The sequence below is a fragment of the Rheinheimera sp. genome (genome assembly GCF_965283995.1).
In the GTDB taxonomy this organism is placed as follows: Bacteria; Pseudomonadota; Gammaproteobacteria; order Enterobacterales; family Alteromonadaceae; genus Pararheinheimera.
Map to the genome: position 1 here is coordinate 403091 of NZ_CBDIQG010000001.1, position 15714 is coordinate 418804.

The following is a 15714-nucleotide window of genomic DNA, read 5'->3' on the forward strand; positions in this document are numbered from 1 at the left end:
GCCTGTCAGGCGCTGCGCAGCGACAAACGTCAGGTTTTTGCCGGTTCAGGAACAAATGAAGTCAGAGCATTGCGGATTGCCCGCGCCAATCCGACAAATTTTTGGCATACTTGCGGCAAACTCGCCACCTGATCGGCCGGAGGCCCCAATGGATTCACCTTGTGTCGCCTGTTGTAAACTGAATCACGATAAAATCTGTACCGGCTGCTATCGTCATATCGAAGAGATTGTCGACTGGAATAAAAGAACGGACGCCGAGCACCTGCAGATCCTGCAGCTTTGCGCCACACGCCGGCAGCATATTGATGCACAAAATAGCCCGACCTCGGCCATTACGTCGGTCGAGTGGCAAAATGCGAAACAGGCGCTGGCATTGAGAAAACAAAGCCAGCTCAGTTGATCTGGCGCAATGGGAAAACTTGTCTGCAGCCGCATAACTTGCCAGACTAAAACAATAAGATATACAGGGAGATAGCCTTGATTTTAGAAGCAGTCTGGATTGGTTTTGCCTTTAGCCTCGGCATGGCTGCGCGGTTGTGTAGTTTGCCACCGTTAATTGGTTATCTTGCCGCTGGTTTTGCCATTACCGCCAGTACTGAAACCCTGCAGTTGCCGCAAGGGCATGGCATTATTGAGCATGTGGCTCATCTTGGTGTGCTGTTACTACTGTTTACAGTGGGGCTTAAACTGAATGTCCGCAGTCTACTCAAGCCAGAAGTTTTAGGTGGTAGTGTTTTACATTTTGCTTTGTCGGCGCTGCTTTATGCGCCGGTGATTTGGCTGGCGTTTGACAAGAGCTGGTATCACGCCTTGATGCTTGGTGCGGCACTGGCGTTTTCCTCGACGGTTTTGGCCGCGAAAGTGTTGGAAGGCAAGCGGGAGATCCGTGCATTCCATGGTCGGGTTGCTATCGGCATTCTCGTTGTCCAGGATTTGGTCGCCATGGCGATGCTCAGTTTCTCCAGCGGTGTCACGCCTTCCTATTGGGCGTTGCTGGTTCTGGCAGTACCACTGCTGCGTCCGTTGCTGTATAAATTGTTAGATTTAACCGGTCATGATGATTTACAAATTCTGTTTGGCGTATTACTCGCTGTCGTCGCTGGCGGTATGGGTTTTCATGCGGTAGGTCTAAGCTCGGAACTTGGCGCCTTGGTATTTGGCGCGGTATTGGCGAAGCATCCAAGGGCTGGTGAATTATCTAAGACGCTTTGGGGATTAAAAGAGTTTTTCCTGGTTGGATTTTTCCTGCAGATTGGTCTCGGTGGACTGCCGGATCAGACTGCATGGCTGTTTGCGATACTAATGTCAGTATTGTTGCCGATTAAAGCTGCGTTGTTCTTTGCCTTACTGGTGTTGTTTAAACTGCGCGCCCGCAGTGCATTTTTATCCGGGTTGACCCTTAGTAATTACAGCGAGTTTGCGTTAATTGTCGCCAGTGTGGCCTTTCCGCAATTCTTGATCCCGCTGGCGCTGACGGTCGCTTTGTCTTTTGTTATCTCGGCACCACTGAACCGCTACGCGCACCCGCTGTATGAACGTTTGGCCAGCCGCCTGATCCCACTGGAGCGAAATATCCATCACCCGGATGAACAACCAGTGACGCTCGGTGATGCAGAAGTGATGATTATGGGGATGGGACGCACCGGCGGTGCTGCTTATGACTATCTGAAGCACAAGACGCATTTGGTCGGCCTTGATTCTGACCCGGCCCGGGTCCGGCAATTTCAGGAACGCGGTGATAATGTCTTATTCGCGGATGCGGAAGACCAGGTGTTCTGGCAGGGGCTTGATTTAGCGCGTATCAAAGCGGTGATTTTATGTCTGAGTGACAGTGAAGCCAAGCTCATCGCGACACAAAAATTGCGTGCTGCCGGGTTTGCCGGCCTGATTGTGTCGCATTCGATGCAACAGGATGAAGCGAGCAAAATTATGGCGGCAGGTGCTGACCATACCTATTTGACCATGTCCGAAGCAGGGCTTGGTCTGGCTGAGCGGGTGCGCCAACATATCAGCCTGCCGGGTTAAATCCGATAGATTGTCGATTTATTTTACACATGGTGTAATGTAAAAAAACAACTCTAAGTAGCAACTGCGCCTCAGCAGTTGCCCTGTCGCCTTTCTGTGGATTTTACAGGGACACTGCGAGTGCTGGCACAACTTATGCTTAGTTCCACGTCCTTCATTTCAGTCTGACTGAAAGTACAGAACAACAAGTCCGGCACAGGGCTGCTAAGGAACTCTGGCATGCGTGTACAAAGCCATTTTATGTTTTTGCTTGTCCTGGTGTTATTCAGTGTTGCTGGCGTTTGGCGCTTAAGCAGTCTGCCAGACCTGCAGGTGTTTGGTGAGATCAAAAGTCAGGCGTCGGTTACAGAAAAAGTGGTCGCTTTGACGTTCGACGATGGCCCGACACCAGACAAAACCAACCAAATTCTGCAAATTCTTGCAGCGGAACAAATCCCCGCAACTTTTTTCCTGATTGGTCGGGAAGTACAGCAACATCCGCAGCTAGTGCGGCAGATTTTGGCCGCTGGTCATCAGGTCGGCAATCATAGTTTTAGTCATCAGCGGATGATCTTTAAATCGCCGGCTTTTATTGCCGGTGAAATTGAACAAACCGATAAGCTGTTGCGTGACAGCGGTGTAGACGGGGTGATTTATTTTCGGCCGCCTTACGGCAAAAAGTTATTGGTATTGCCCTGGTATCTGATGAAGCACCATCGCGTCAGCGTGACCTGGGATGTGGCGCCGGAAAACTTCCCGAAAATTGCCAAAGATCCGCAGGCGTTAGTCGACTATACCGTTCAGCAGACCAAGCCTGGCTCAATTATATTGCTGCACGTCATGTATGACAGCAGGCAGGTGACGATGCAGGCGGTGCCACAAATTATCCGTCAACTGAAAGCGCAAGGGTACCGGTTTGTGACTGTGCATGAACTGCTCAAATTAGAGCAGGCGCAGCACTAGAGCACCGATTAGTTTAGAAAATCGGTAGCAGCGATCAGCAAAATGGCCTCATGCGGCGTTGCCACAGCTCGAAAGAGTACACTATTCCATCGCCATGTCGCCTTGCCTGAGGCTATTGCAGACTGCTCTGCTGTTCGCTTCTTAAACTGATCGGTGCTCTAATCCAGAGTCCCGCCGGCAGCCGCGATGTCCTGTGAATATTGCTGGCAACACCGGACGATTTCCATTAACGCACGAACAACTGTAGCCACTGCCATACTGGGGGCGTCTGGCTTTTCGGCTGCTTGTTCTGGCGTATACGGAATGTGAATAAATCCACCGCGACAACCGTCTATTGATGTCAACTGGTGTAGCAACTGGTACATCAGCGCGTTACAGACATAAGTGCCTGCTGTGTATGAAATATTCGCCGGGATCCCCTGGTGTTGCAGCTGCTGCCGAATAGCTTTCAGCGGCAGCGTACTGAAATAAGCCGCAGGGCCTGTCGGGATGATTGGTTCGCCACTGGGTTGCCAGCCACTGTTGTCCGGAATGCGTGCTTCCAGTAGATTAATCGCAACTTGTTCGAGACTGATCTGTGGCCGGCCACCGGCCTGACCAATGCAAAGCACCAGATCGGGTTGCCAGCTGTTGATGCAGGATTTAAGCAATGTGGCGCTGCGGTTGAATTCGACCGGCAGGATCAATGCCTGCCAGTGCACACCATTTGGTGGCGGTAACAAGCAAATCTGCTCCACTGCGACAGCGCTTGGATTGGTGTTTTCGCCACCAAAAGGTTCAAAACCGGTAAACAGAACTTTCATCAGAGGGTGCCTGTTATAAGAATGCCAGTTGGTCCAGCAACACAATATTGACGGCCAGCAGCACCAGCGCCGTTGGCGCCTGGGCCTTGATCACGGCATGCTGGTCTTTCAGCCCTAACAATGCCACTGGCACTATGTTGAAATTCGCGGCCATCGGCGTCAATAGCGTACCGCAATAGCCACAAAACATACCAATCGCCGCCATCACTGCCGGATTTGCATCATGTTGTTGAATTAACAGCGGAATACCGAGGCCTGCAGTGATCACTGGGAACGCCGCAAAGGCATTACCCATTATCACAGTAAAACCGGCCATCGCCAGGGCGTAAGCGGCGACTGCGGCGAGCCGACTGTCCAGCTGCAGGTATTCATGGCTAAGCGCCGCGATAATTTGGCCAACGCCGGCCTGATTGAACACCAACCCTAAGGTCGCCAGTAAATGCGGTAACAAAAACGCCCAGCCGATAGCTTCCAACAAGCGTTTCGCTTCGAGACCGCCCTGACGCGGAGATTCACGCGTCAGGTAACAGGCGATGGCAAAAGCCAGCACACAGGCAACGCCCAGACTCAGCAAGGTCAGGTTCTTCGGATCAAACCAGTGCAGGGCCGGAAACTGACCCATGATTAACACCAGCAATAAGGTAAAACCCGGGATCGCCAACGCCGGAATAAACAGTTTTTTACCAAGTCGTTCTAACGATACCCGTTGCAGCTGGTCCGGTAGCGCCTGATAAGGACCGGCCGCGAGTCCGCCAAGGCCGGCCAGTAACGCCATCCCGAGCACCAATGCACCAACTACCGCAGTCGGTAAATAATCACCGACAATAAAAATTGCGCCGTAGCTTAACCAGAACAAACCGCTGCGAAACCGGCGGGGATGCTGCGCATCCAGTAAAGTCAGCACTGCAACCAGTGCCATGATGGCGCCAACCAGCCAGTACAGATGAGTTAACGTCAGCATCAATTGCGCTCCGTTTCTGGCTGGGTAGCTTTTGCCAGTCTTGCTTGTTCTGTTGCCAGGTAGTGGTCAAGCCGGCGTAAGCGGATCGCATGGATCAGAAAGGCCGCAATTGCGGTTGGGATGCCCCACAATGCGATGTGCATCGGGTCGGTTTCGATACCGGATTCGCGCAAAAAGGTATGCATCAGCACGATAGCGCCAAAGGCGACGAAAATATCTTCACCAAAAAACAAACCGATGTTGTCAGTAGCGGCAGCCATTGCCTTCACTTTATCCCTGACTTGTTGCGTCAATCCAGGATGCTGGCGCTCCGCCAGTGCTTCAGCCATCGGCGCGACCAGCGGCCTGACCATTTGCGGATGACCGCCGAGACTGGTTAAGCCCAACGCGGCACTGCCTTCACGCGCCAACAGATAAATACTGAGTAATCGCCCTACGGTGGCACCTTTGACGCCGGCAATAAAACGTTGCGCCTGTTGTTTCAGACCATGCCGTTCCAGTAAACCAATAATGGCAAGTGGTAACAGTAAAATCACTGGCAACGAGCGGGTTTTAAGAAAACTCTCTCCGATGGCACTGAGAAGCTGTACCGGCGGCATCAGGGCGCACAAGCCCGTGACAAGCGCAGCGCTGATCACCACTAAAACTGCATTGTAACGCAGGACAAAACCAATCATCACAACAGCGATGCCGAGTAAGGGCCAGTAGTTCATCTGAATTCCCTGATAAAAGACTGAATGCGAATACCAGCAAGCTGCAAAGCCGAAGATAAGTCAGAGGCGAGTTGCAGCGCTTCCGGACTGTCGCCATGCAGACACAAACTATCGGCGTCTAACCTTATTTCCTGTTGGTCGACGCTGTAGATTGAGCCGGTTTGCACCAACCGCAGGCTTTGCTGCAGAGCTGCCTGATGACCGAGCACAGCACCCGCCTGATTGCGTGGCACCAGCTGACCTGTTGCCAGATAAGCCCGGTCGGCAAAAGCCTCCTGATAGACCGGTAAATCCAGTGCTTTGGCCGCGTGAAATAATGCGCTGCCGGGCAATGTCAGTACGGCCAGATCAGCGCGATGAGTTTTAATGACATCCGCCAGCAGGCTCGCTAACTCACTATCGACTGCAGCTTGGTTGTACAGGGCGCCATGCGGTTTGACGTAAGCCATTACAACACCTGTATCGTCAGCCAACTGCTGGAAATAGCGCAGTTGCTGTTGCAGGCTGGTGGTCAGATCGGCAGCAGGCATCACCATGCTCTGGCGGCCAAAGTTGGCCCGATCCGGATATGAGGGATGGGCACCGACACAAACCAGGTGTTGTTTACAGGCCTGTAGCGCTTTGAGAATATCGGCTTCGCTGCCAGCATGGGCGCCACAGCTGATATTGGCTGATGATAACAGCGGAATAATCGCCAAATCATCACCGCAACCTTCACCAAGGTCGGCATTTAAATCAATGTATTTCATCGGGTCACCATCCGCGGGAGCAGACTGCACCTTAACAGGCTGCGCTTTTTGCTGTAAAGCTGGCTGCCGTCAGGTCGTACCGGTACACTGGCTCGGTCACAGGTCCGCAGATGAAGATTCAGGGCTGCGGCGTAAATAGGAGAGTATATGACGCAATTGTCAGCTGGCGTGTCCTTTGGACCCATTACAAAAGATGAACTTGCTGCAGTGGCAGAACTGGAGGTTACTGCATTTCCACCGCCGGTCTATCCGGTATTTTTTTTTCGTCAGGCCTTTGATTTATGGTCGGATTTATTCTGGGTTGCCCGTCAGGATGGTCAGATCCTGGCCTATCTCGTTTGTGGGCCAGAGTTTATCGCATCATCCCGTCTCAGTCTGATGTCTTTTGCTGTGGCACCGCAAGCGCAGGGCCAGGGGCTAGGGAAAGGCTTGTTGCGCGCGTTTCTACAACGATTACCAACCATTGCTCCGCAGGTACGCCAGATCTGGCTGACTGCTGATCCGGACAATTTACCCGCGCTGCGGCTCTATCAACAGCATGGATTTGTGATCAGTGGTGAAGAGTCAGATTATTATGGTGCAGGTTACCGGCGTCTGGTTCTGACTGCAGAAATTGCGGCAAAAAACTGCTGAAAAATGCATGGATTCTACGCTGAAATTCGGCGGCAGGCCGCGTCACTGCTGGGTTTTAATCAAAAGCTCGACGCCTAGAAAAACCCCCGCTATAATGCCGCGTCCTATTAAACGTTCAGCTTGGCGGCCATAGCTTCTAATGCAACAGTGCCAGGCTCTGGTAAGCAGGCGTATCGCTACGCCCGATTTTGATTTTGAGGTAACAAAATGCAAGTTTCTGTTGAAACCACTCAGGGTTTAGAGCGCCGCGTCAATATTACAGTTCCGGCCGCTGCTATCAGTGCTGAAGTCGAGAAAGAATTACGCCAAATTGCCAAAAACCGTCGCGTAGATGGTTTCCGTCCAGGCAAAGCGCCAGTCGCAATCATCAAAAAAATGTTCGGTTTGTCTGTACTGCAAGACGTGGCATCACGTCAGATGCAAAACCATTTCTATCAGGCTATCGTCAGCAACAAGCTGAACCTGGCTGGCAACCCGACTTTCGCTCCAGGCCAACTGGCTGAAGGTCAGGATCTGGCATTCACTGCGACTTTCGAAGTGTATCCTGAAGTTGCATTAAACGGTCTGGATAAAGTCGAAGTGACTAAGCCAGTGGTTGAGATCGCTGCTGATGATATGAGCAAAATGATCGAAACACTGCGCAAGCAACATGCAACATGGGCTGCGAAAGCCGATGCAGCTGCTGCAGGTGACCGCGTCAATATGGACTTCACTGGTTCAATCGACGGCGAAGAGTTCGAAGGCGGTAAAGCTGCTGGTTTCAGTCTGGAACTGGGCCAGGGTCGCATGATCCCAGGTTTTGAAGATGGCATCATCGGCAAAAAAGCCGGCGAGCAATTCACTATCGACGTGAATTTCCCGGCTGAATACCACGCAGAAAACCTGAAAGGCAAAGCGGCACAGTTCGCGATCACGCTGAACAGCGTTGAAACGCAAGTGCTGCCAGAAGTAAACGAAGAATTCGTCAAGCTGTTTGGCCTGGGTGAAAACACTGTTGACGCGCTGCACACCGAAGTTCGCAAGAACATGGAGCGCGAGCTGAACCAAGCCATCAAAGGCAAAGTGAAAGAGCAAGTGATCAAAGGTTTATTGGCAAACCATGAACTGGACGTGCCACAAGCTCTGATCGACAGCGAAGTGGAAGTACTGCGTCGTCAGGCTCTGCAACGTTTCGGCCAGAACATGAACGCGAAAAACCTGCCAGAGCTGCCAGCTGCACTGTTCACTGAACAAGCCCGTGACCGCGTCAAAGTAGGTCTGTTACTGGGTGAAGTGATCAAAACCAACAACCTGCAGGTTGATGACAGCCGCGTGCAGGCACTGATTGAAACTGTTGCTTCAGCTTATGAAGATCCAAAAGAAGTGGTGCAATACTACAACAGCAACAAAGAGCTGCTGCAAGGTATGCGCAACGTCGCACTGGAAGAACAAGCCATTGATCTGGTGCTGGCAAAAGCCAAAGTCACTGAACAAGCGGCGAAGTTCGACGAAATTATGAATCCGGCTGCTGCGAACTAAGATTGACTTTAGTCAGGGCGACAGCTTTAATGGCCTGAGCAGCAGTGTTCAGGCCATTTTCATTTGTGCTGCCGCATTTCAGGGAATCAGTTATGGTGTCAACACCTCATATGAATGAATTAGTTAACGCGTTAGTCCCCATCGTCATCGAGCAAACCGCCAAAGGTGAGCGTTCTTTTGACATTTACTCCCGTCTGCTTAAAGAACGGGTTATTTTTCTGACCGGCCAGGTCGAAGACCACATGGCCAATTTGATCGTGGCGCAGTTGCTGTTCCTCGAATCAGAAAATCCGGAAAAAGACATCTACATCTATATCAATTCGCCAGGTGGCTCCGTCACCGCGGGCCTCGCCATTTACGACACAATGCGGTATATCAAATGTGATATCGCGACTGTGTGTGTTGGCCAGGCTGCCAGTATGGGCGCGTTCCTGTTATCAGGTGGTACCAAAGGCAAACGCTATGTCCTGCCGAATGCGCGTGTGATGATCCATCAGCCGTTAGGTGGTTTCCAGGGCCAGGCAACCGATTTTGAGATCCATGCCCGCGAGATTCTGACGATCAAAGAAAAACTGAATCGTCTGATGGCCGAGCATTGTGGCAAAACGCTGGAAGAAGTGGTGCGTGATACCGAGCGTGATAATTTCTTAAGCGCGCAACAAGCGGTGGATTATGGCCTGGTCGACCAGATCCTGACCAAACGCGAAGCCAAATAAGCTTAGTTTTAAGCACAGATTGAATAAAAGCGGCGTGAAAGCGTCGCTTTGGGAAGAATGAGGTAGTTCCATGTCTGATCACCGCACTGACGGCGAGAAGAGCAACAAGTTGCTGTATTGCTCTTTCTGTGGCAAATCGCAACATGAAGTGCGCAAGTTGATCGCAGGTCCGCAGGTGTATATCTGTGATGAATGCGTTGACCTGTGCAACGACATTATTCGTGAAGAAATCAAAGACATTTCGCCAAAACGGGATGGTAATAAACTGCCAACGCCGAAAGAGATCCGCAACCACCTCGATGATTATGTCATCGGTCAGGAACATGCGAAAAAAGTGCTGGCGGTTGCTGTCTATAACCACTACAAACGCTTACGCACTGTTGGCCAAAAACAAGATGTTGAGCTTGGCAAAAGTAATATTCTGTTAATCGGCCCAACCGGTAGTGGTAAAACGCTGCTGGCTGAGACTTTAGCCCGTCTGCTTGATGTGCCATTTACCATGGCGGATGCGACGACTTTAACCGAAGCGGGTTATGTCGGTGAAGACGTCGAAAACATCATTCAGAAATTGCTGCAAAAATGCGATTACGATGTAGAAAAAGCCCAGCGTGGTATTGTTTATATCGATGAAATCGACAAAATTTCGCGCAAATCCGAGAATCCGTCAATCACACGCGATGTGTCTGGTGAAGGCGTGCAGCAGGCCCTGTTAAAACTGATTGAAGGCACAGTGGCATCTGTACCGCCGCAAGGTGGCCGCAAACATCCGCAGCAGGAATTCCTGCAGGTTGATACGTCAAAGATCCTGTTTATCTGTGGCGGCGCTTTTGCCGGTCTCGATAAAATCATCGAGCAGCGCAGTGCCAAAGGCTCCAGTATTGGCTTTGGCGCGCAAGTGAAAAGCAAAGAATCCACGCGCAGTCTGACGGAAAGTTTCCGTGATGTAGAGCCGGAAGATTTGGTGAAGTTTGGTCTGATCCCGGAGTTTATCGGTCGTCTGCCAGTCGTTGCCACGTTAACTGAGCTGGATCTGGCCGCACTGATGCAAATTCTGAGTCAACCGAAAAATGCGCTGATCAAACAGTTTGGTGCGCTGTTCCAGATGGAAGGTGTTGAGCTCGAGTTCCGTGAAGATGCGCTTAAAGCGATTGCACAAAAAGCGATGGAGCGTAAAACCGGCGCCCGTGGCCTGCGTTCAATCGTTGAAGGTGTATTGCTGGATACCATGTACGAACTGCCATCCATGCAGGACGTGGCTAAAGTCGTGGTTGATGAGACGGTGATCCGCGGCGAGTCGCAGCCGATCCTGATGTATCAGAACCCGGAAAAAGTCGCAGCTGAATCACATTAAGCTGCACTTGATGCGATGCTTGCTGCATCGTTATCCACACATTTTTCGTGAATTATAAAAGGAGCTTTGGCTCCTTTTTTTTTCCCCTGATTCAATATCTTGCCGTACATTTAATCAATGGTATGCCACCACAGGCATTTTTTTTGCTGTGGCGTTGAACTGAAGCTTTTGAACCCCATATACTCCTTATCTCACGCCTGCAGTAACTAATTCGAGAGTAATTCTAATGACAGAAGCAACAGTCGAACGTTTGCACATGCCCGTGCTGGCATTACGCGACGTAGTCGTCTATCCGCATATGGTGATCCCATTATTCGTCGGGCGGGCAAAGTCCATCAAGTGCCTGGATGCGGCCATGGACAAAGACAAACAAATTTTTCTGGTGGCGCAGAAAGACGCGACACTAGACGACCCGGCTGAGGCTGATTTGTTTACAGTCGGCACTGTCGCCACGATCCTGCAATTGCTGAAATTGCCAGATGGCACCGTGAAAGTGCTGGTGGAAGGGGGGCGTCGTGCCAAACTGGCGGGCTTTACCGAAACCGATAAAACCTTTATGGCCTATGTGGATGTAATTGCATCACCTGAACTCGACAGCCGCGAGCAGGAAGTTTTCCTGCGGTCAGCGGTGAATCAGTTCGAAGGCTACATCAAACTCAACAAAAAAATCCCACCGGAAGTGTTAACTGCACTGTCGGGCATCGACGACGCCGCGCGCCTCGCCGATACGATGGCTGCGCATATGCCGCTGAAAGTCGAGGATAAGCAAAAAGTCCTCGAGATCATCGACGTCACTGAACGCCTCGAATATCTGATGGCGATGATGGAATCGGAGATTGACATCCTGCAAGTCGAGCGGCGGATCCGTAGCCGTGTCAAAAAGCAGATGGAAAAAAGCCAGCGTGAGTATTACCTGAATGAGCAAATGAAGGCGATCCAGCGTGAGCTTGGTGAGTTGGATGATGCCCCGGACGAATTCGAAGCGATCAGTCGTAAAATCGAAGCGGCACAGATGCCAACGGAAGCAAAAGACAAAGCCAGTGCTGAGCTGTCGAAGCTGAAAATGATGTCCCCAATGTCCGCAGAAGCCACAGTCGTTCGTTCGTACATTGACTGGCTGACACAGGTACCGTGGAAGTCCCGTTCTAAGGTGAAAAAGAATCTGGCTCTGGCAGAGGAAATCCTCAACGCTGACCATTATGGTCTCGACAAGGTCAAAGAACGCATTCTGGAATATCTGGCAGTACAACAGCGTGTGAATAAATTAAAAGGGCCAATTTTGTGTCTGGTTGGTCCACCAGGGGTCGGTAAAACCTCTTTAGGTCAGTCGGTTGCTAAGGCTACTGGCCGCAAATACGTGCGGATGGCGCTGGGTGGCGTGCGGGATGAAGCGGAAATCCGTGGACATCGCCGTACCTACATTGGTTCAATGCCAGGCAAGATCATCCAGAAAATGGCCAAAGTGGGCGTACGCAACCCGCTGTTCCTGCTGGATGAAATCGACAAGATGGCATCAGATTTCCGCGGAGACCCGGCAGCTGCGCTATTAGAAGTGCTGGATCCGGAACAGAACTCTGCATTCAGTGATCATTATCTGGAAGTGGATTATGACCTGTCGGACGTGATGTTTTTTGCTACCAGTAACAGCCTGAATATCCCTGAAGCCTTGCTGGATCGGATGGAAGTGATTCGCTTGTCTGGGTATACCGAAGATGAAAAGCTCAATATTGCCAAGCAACATTTAGTCAGCAAACAAATCGAGCGCAATGGTCTGAAAAAAGGCGAACTGGAAGTTGAAGACAGCGCCATCATTGGTATTATCCGCTACTACACGCGGGAAGCTGGTGTGCGCAGTCTCGAGCGTGAGATCTCCAAACTTTGCCGCAAAGCCGTGAAGCAAATACTGCTAAACAAAGCTGTTAAGACAGTACGGATTGGTCAGGACAATCTGGAAGAGTTCCTGGGCGTACAACGTTTCGATTACGGTAAAGCTGAGGACAGTAACCGGATTGGTCAGGTCACAGGACTCGCCTGGACCTCTGTCGGCGGTGATTTGTTGACGATTGAAGCAGCTGCTGTGGTGGGTAAAGACAAACTGACGCACACCGGCTCACTGGGCGATGTGATGAAAGAATCCATCCAGGCGGCAATGACAGTAGTCAGAAGCCGGGCGGAAACGTTGCGTATCAACGAAGACTTCTATGAGAAACGCGATATCCATATCCACGTGCCGGAAGGTGCCACACCAAAAGATGGTCCAAGTGCAGGTATCGCCATGGTGACTGCATTGGTATCCAGCTTGACTGGCAATCCGGTACGGGCTGATGTTGCCATGACCGGAGAAATCACCTTGCGCGGCGAAGTACTGCCGATTGGCGGCCTGAAAGAGAAGTTGTTGGCAGCGCATCGGGGCGGCATCAAACGGGTATTGATCCCACATGACAACGTGCGCGACTTAAAAGACATTCCGGATAACGTCAAAGGCGACATCGAAATCTGCCCGGTAAAATGGATAGATGAGGTGCTGGAACTGGCTTTACAGGAGCCGCCAACCGGTATGTCTGTGATCACTGAAGAAAAAAAGAGCACAAGAGCCAAAAAAACCCAAAAAAATCCGGTTTAGGGGCTTTTCAAAAGCTCAGGCTGTGCTAATTTAGGGGCAGTTTCGGTGCAGCCCTTGTAGGACAAGGGCTGGCGAGACACCAAGAATTTTTCAGGACCCTTGGATTTGTGCTTGCAAGCCTGTTTATGGCTTGATATAACAAAAGCCGAACACAAGAATGTACTTTGAATCTGGTTGTAGAAAATAATAACAATTGAAGGGGATGATATTGTGAACAAGTCTCAACTTATCGACAAAATTGCTGCTGGTGCAGACATTTCTAAAGCGGCAGCGGGTCGTTCTCTTGACGCGTTCATCGAAGCCGTTACTGAAGCTTTAAAGGAAGGTGACTCAGTTGCGCTGGTTGGTTTCGGTACTTTCGCAGTACGCGAGCGTGCAGCCCGTACTGGTCGTAACCCACAAACTGGCGAAACGATCCAAATCGCTTCTGCGAAGATCCCTTCTTTCAAGCCAGGCAAAGCGTTAAAAGACAGCGTGAACTAAGAAACGCTGATCCGGCGCGCCGGGTAAGTGATTCGGGCTCAAAGGAACCCGTGCCTGTTGCCACTGTCGCTCAGATGACAATCAACTAAGGTCGTTACAGTTCCTTCACAGCTTCTATAAAAAAGGCGCATCTGATAAGATGCGCTTTTTTTTTAAGCCAGCTATTGCAGCGAAAAGAGATAAATCAAGCATGTTAGAAAAGATCAGAGATGGTTCGCAGGGCATTATTGCTCAGGTCGTGCTGGGCCTCGTTATCCTGACGTTTGCGGTTTCAGGCGTCAGCAGCTACTTCGGTAACAATGCCGACCAACCGGTTGCCGTGGTCAACGGCGAAGAAATCAGCCGGACGAAGTTTGAACAAAGCTATCAGAATGAGCGGGCACGGATGGAACAGCAGTTTGGCGAGATGTTCGCCAGTCTGGCTGCTGATACCAATTACATGAACAATTTCCGTAATCAGGTATTAGAGCGTTTGATCGATGAAACACTGTTGAAGCAACAAAGCACGGTGTTTGGCATCGCGATCAGCGATCAATTTTTAAAAGACGCCGTGGTGAAAATGCCGGAATTTCAGGTTGATGGCGTTTTTAACAACGACCGCTACCTGGCTGTACTACGTCAGAGTAATCTGACTGCCAATCAGCTGCGTGATTTGTTGCGTGAGCAATATAGCCGCAATCAGTTGTTAGTCGGTCTGGCTGGCTCTGATTTTGCCTTACCGGGCGAAATGAAGTCGCTGATGACCTTACAACAGCAAACCCGTGATATTGAATATGCCACGGTGAAAGCCACAGAACTGGCAAAAGACGTCAAGTTTGATGATGCTCAGCTCAACACCTGGTATCAGCAGAATCAAGCCCGCTACGCGACGCCAGAACAGCTTTCATTGCAGTACGTTGAGTTGAACGCTGCTGATTTGGCTAAAGACATTCAGGTCAATGATGGCGACATCAGTGCATATTACAATGCCAACCTGAGCCGCTATCAGGGTGAAGAGCGCCGCCGCGTGTCGCACATTCTGCTGGAATCTGCAGAAGACAATGCCGATGTTAAAACCAAAGCTGAAGCTATTCTGAAAGAACTGCAGGGCGGGGCTGATTTTGCGGCGCTGGCGAAGCAGCACTCTGCAGACACCGTGTCTGCTGAAAACGGTGGTGATTTAGATTTCATCACTAAAGGTGTTATGGAGCCAGAGTTTGAAACGGCAGCCTATGCATTAAACAAAGCCGGTGATTTATCAGCGGTGGTCAAAACATCGTTCGGTTACCACATCATCAAACTGACCGAAGTTGAAGCGGCCAAAGTGAAAAGCATCGATGAAGTGAAAGACACTATTGTTGCTGCAGTTAAATCTGAGAAGTCTGCGGAGAAATTCGCCGAGTTACAACAAAAGCTGGCTGAAGTCAGTTTTGAAGTGGCGGATAATCTGGAAGACGCTGCCACTGCCGTTGGCGCTAAAGTGCAGACTGCCGCCATGTTCAGCCGTGCGACAGCTCCTGGCGCCCTGAATTCACCTAAATTCCTTGATACGGTGTTCAACGCTGATTTCATCAGCGCCGGCACGAACAGTGATGTGGTTGAACTGGCACCTCAACATGTAGTGGTCGCGCGTCTGGTTGAGCATCAGCCTGCGAAGAACAAGACATTTGATGAAGTGAAAGCTGAAGTACAGTCGGCTTACATTGCTGAGCAATCCGCAGAGTTGGCGCAGCAAAAAGCTGCTGTATTACTGGCTGAGTTACAGTCCGGTAAAGCGATCAGCGAACTGGTTGCAGCCAATGGTCTGACCTTGGAGAAATCAGTTGCTACCGCGCGGTTTGGCGGTGCGCTTGATGCAGAGATCCGTACCAAGGCGTTTGAGTTGGCAAAACCAACCAAAGACAAAGCAGTAAGCTTCGGTAGCACCAAACTGCAAAGTGGTGATGCCGCGCTGGTATTGGTCAGTAAAGTGACTGATGTTCCGGCACAAGGCGAGCCGGCGCAGGCAGAGCTGGATAATCTGGCAAACCAACTGAGTCAGTCTCACTTTGCGATTGTGCAAAAAGCACTGCGGGAACGTTCAGAAATCAGCCGCAATCTGGCTGTGTTAACTGCAGCTACTGAACAACAGTAACGTTGAATAATATAAAAAAAGCCCGCGCAGCGGGCTTTTTTTTTGGTCGGAGCGGCGATGCCCGACACTTGGTTATTTTGAACC

Annotated in this window: 14 protein-coding genes; 10 read left to right on the plus strand and 4 right to left on the minus strand. The window is 50.8% G+C overall.

Going from position 1 to position 15714, the window contains the following annotated elements:
- Positions 1 to 148 precede the first annotated feature (148 nt).
- The 3 genes from ACQ66Q_RS01860 (at position 149) to ACQ66Q_RS01870 (ending at position 2967) form a co-directional block, all read left to right on the plus strand.
- Positions 149 to 400 (plus strand): DUF1289 domain-containing protein, encoded by a 252-nt coding sequence (locus ACQ66Q_RS01860; RefSeq protein ID WP_430455233.1) that lies wholly within the window; start codon positions 149 to 151, stop codon positions 398 to 400.
- Positions 401 to 477: 77 nt separating this feature from the next.
- On the plus strand, positions 478 to 2025 hold the full coding sequence (locus ACQ66Q_RS01865) for a cation:proton antiporter (protein WP_430455234.1): 1548 nt from the start codon (positions 478 to 480) through the stop codon (positions 2023 to 2025).
- 219 nt (positions 2026 to 2244) lie between these two features.
- Positions 2245 to 2967 carry a polysaccharide deacetylase family protein gene (locus ACQ66Q_RS01870; RefSeq protein WP_430455235.1) on the plus strand — a complete coding sequence of 241 codons (723 nt, stop codon included), beginning with the start codon at positions 2245 to 2247 and terminating at the stop codon, positions 2965 to 2967.
- Positions 2968 to 3125: 158 nt separating this feature from the next.
- On the opposite strand, the gene pcp is transcribed toward ACQ66Q_RS01870, so the two are convergent.
- Genes pcp through pxpA form a run of 4 tightly spaced genes read right to left on the minus strand, consistent with a single transcriptional unit; the run spans position 3126 to position 6193 of the window.
- Entirely contained in the window at positions 3126 to 3770 is a 645-nt protein-coding gene (pcp, locus tag ACQ66Q_RS01875) for a pyroglutamyl-peptidase I (RefSeq protein ID WP_430455236.1), read from the minus strand.
- Between the two features lie 13 nt (positions 3771 to 3783).
- A complete protein-coding gene (locus ACQ66Q_RS01880) occupies positions 3784 to 4731 on the minus strand; it encodes a DUF979 domain-containing protein (protein WP_430455237.1) in 948 nt (315 codons plus the stop codon).
- The gene (locus tag ACQ66Q_RS01885) at positions 4731 to 5444 is read right to left on the minus strand and encodes a DUF969 domain-containing protein (RefSeq protein WP_430455238.1); all 714 of its coding nucleotides are present in this window, start codon (positions 5442 to 5444) and stop codon (positions 4731 to 4733) included. Before ACQ66Q_RS01885 ends, ACQ66Q_RS01880 begins: the two co-directional genes overlap by 1 nt.
- Positions 5441 to 6193, minus strand: coding sequence for a 5-oxoprolinase subunit PxpA (pxpA, locus tag ACQ66Q_RS01890; protein ID WP_430455239.1), 753 nt, complete (start codon positions 6191 to 6193; stop codon positions 5441 to 5443). Before pxpA ends, ACQ66Q_RS01885 begins: the two co-directional genes overlap by 4 nt.
- Positions 6194 to 6340: 147 nt before the next feature.
- On the opposite strand from pxpA, the gene ACQ66Q_RS01895 reads away from it, so the two are divergent.
- From ACQ66Q_RS01895 to ACQ66Q_RS01925, 7 genes are all read left to right on the plus strand, one after another.
- Positions 6341 to 6826, plus strand: coding sequence for a GNAT family N-acetyltransferase (locus tag ACQ66Q_RS01895; protein WP_430455240.1), 486 nt, complete (start codon positions 6341 to 6343; stop codon positions 6824 to 6826).
- Between the two features lie 207 nt (positions 6827 to 7033).
- Positions 7034 to 8344, plus strand: coding sequence for a trigger factor (gene tig, locus ACQ66Q_RS01900; protein ID WP_430455241.1), 1311 nt, complete (start codon positions 7034 to 7036; stop codon positions 8342 to 8344).
- 110 nt (positions 8345 to 8454) lie between these two features.
- Positions 8455 to 9060 carry an ATP-dependent Clp endopeptidase proteolytic subunit ClpP gene (gene clpP / locus ACQ66Q_RS01905; RefSeq protein WP_037045517.1) on the plus strand — a complete coding sequence of 202 codons (606 nt, stop codon included), beginning with the start codon at positions 8455 to 8457 and terminating at the stop codon, positions 9058 to 9060.
- Positions 9061 to 9130: 70 nt separating this feature from the next.
- Positions 9131 to 10411 (plus strand): ATP-dependent protease ATP-binding subunit ClpX, encoded by a 1281-nt coding sequence (gene clpX, locus ACQ66Q_RS01910; protein ID WP_430455242.1) that lies wholly within the window; start codon positions 9131 to 9133, stop codon positions 10409 to 10411.
- Between the two features lie 226 nt (positions 10412 to 10637).
- Positions 10638 to 13034, plus strand: a complete 2397-nt coding sequence (gene lon / locus ACQ66Q_RS01915; RefSeq protein ID WP_430455243.1) for an endopeptidase La — start codon at positions 10638 to 10640, stop codon at positions 13032 to 13034.
- A 210-nt stretch (positions 13035 to 13244) separates the two neighbouring features.
- Complete coding sequence (gene hupB / locus ACQ66Q_RS01920) at positions 13245 to 13517, plus strand: nucleoid-associated protein HU-beta (protein ID WP_031565609.1); 273 nt, start codon at positions 13245 to 13247, stop codon at positions 13515 to 13517.
- Positions 13518 to 13707: 190 nt separating this feature from the next.
- The gene (locus ACQ66Q_RS01925) at positions 13708 to 15630 is read left to right on the plus strand and encodes a SurA N-terminal domain-containing protein (protein WP_430455244.1); all 1923 of its coding nucleotides are present in this window, start codon (positions 13708 to 13710) and stop codon (positions 15628 to 15630) included.
- The last annotated feature ends 84 nt before the right edge of the window (positions 15631 to 15714 follow it).

Coding starts and splice junctions, on each gene's coding strand:
- ACQ66Q_RS01895 (WP_430455240.1), top strand. CDS start 6,341: ATGACGCAATTGTCAGCTGGCGTGTCCTTTGGACCCATTACAAAAGAT.
- clpP (WP_037045517.1), top strand. CDS start 8,455: ATGAATGAATTAGTTAACGCGTTAGTCCCCATCGTCATCGAGCAAACC.
- clpX (WP_430455242.1), top strand. CDS start 9,131: ATGTCTGATCACCGCACTGACGGCGAGAAGAGCAACAAGTTGCTGTAT.
- ACQ66Q_RS01860 (WP_430455233.1), top strand. CDS start 149: ATGGATTCACCTTGTGTCGCCTGTTGTAAACTGAATCACGATAAAATC.
- ACQ66Q_RS01925 (WP_430455244.1), top strand. CDS start 13,708: ATGTTAGAAAAGATCAGAGATGGTTCGCAGGGCATTATTGCTCAGGTC.
- tig (WP_430455241.1), top strand. CDS start 7,034: ATGCAAGTTTCTGTTGAAACCACTCAGGGTTTAGAGCGCCGCGTCAAT.
- lon (WP_430455243.1), top strand. CDS start 10,638: ATGACAGAAGCAACAGTCGAACGTTTGCACATGCCCGTGCTGGCATTA.
- ACQ66Q_RS01880 (WP_430455237.1), bottom strand. CDS start 4,731: ATGCTGACGTTAACTCATCTGTACTGGCTGGTTGGCGCCATCATGGCA.
- ACQ66Q_RS01885 (WP_430455238.1), bottom strand. CDS start 5,444: ATGAACTACTGGCCCTTACTCGGCATCGCTGTTGTGATGATTGGTTTT.
- pxpA (WP_430455239.1), bottom strand. CDS start 6,193: ATGAAATACATTGATTTAAATGCCGACCTTGGTGAAGGTTGCGGTGAT.
- ACQ66Q_RS01870 (WP_430455235.1), top strand. CDS start 2,245: ATGCGTGTACAAAGCCATTTTATGTTTTTGCTTGTCCTGGTGTTATTC.
- pcp (WP_430455236.1), bottom strand. CDS start 3,770: ATGAAAGTTCTGTTTACCGGTTTTGAACCTTTTGGTGGCGAAAACACC.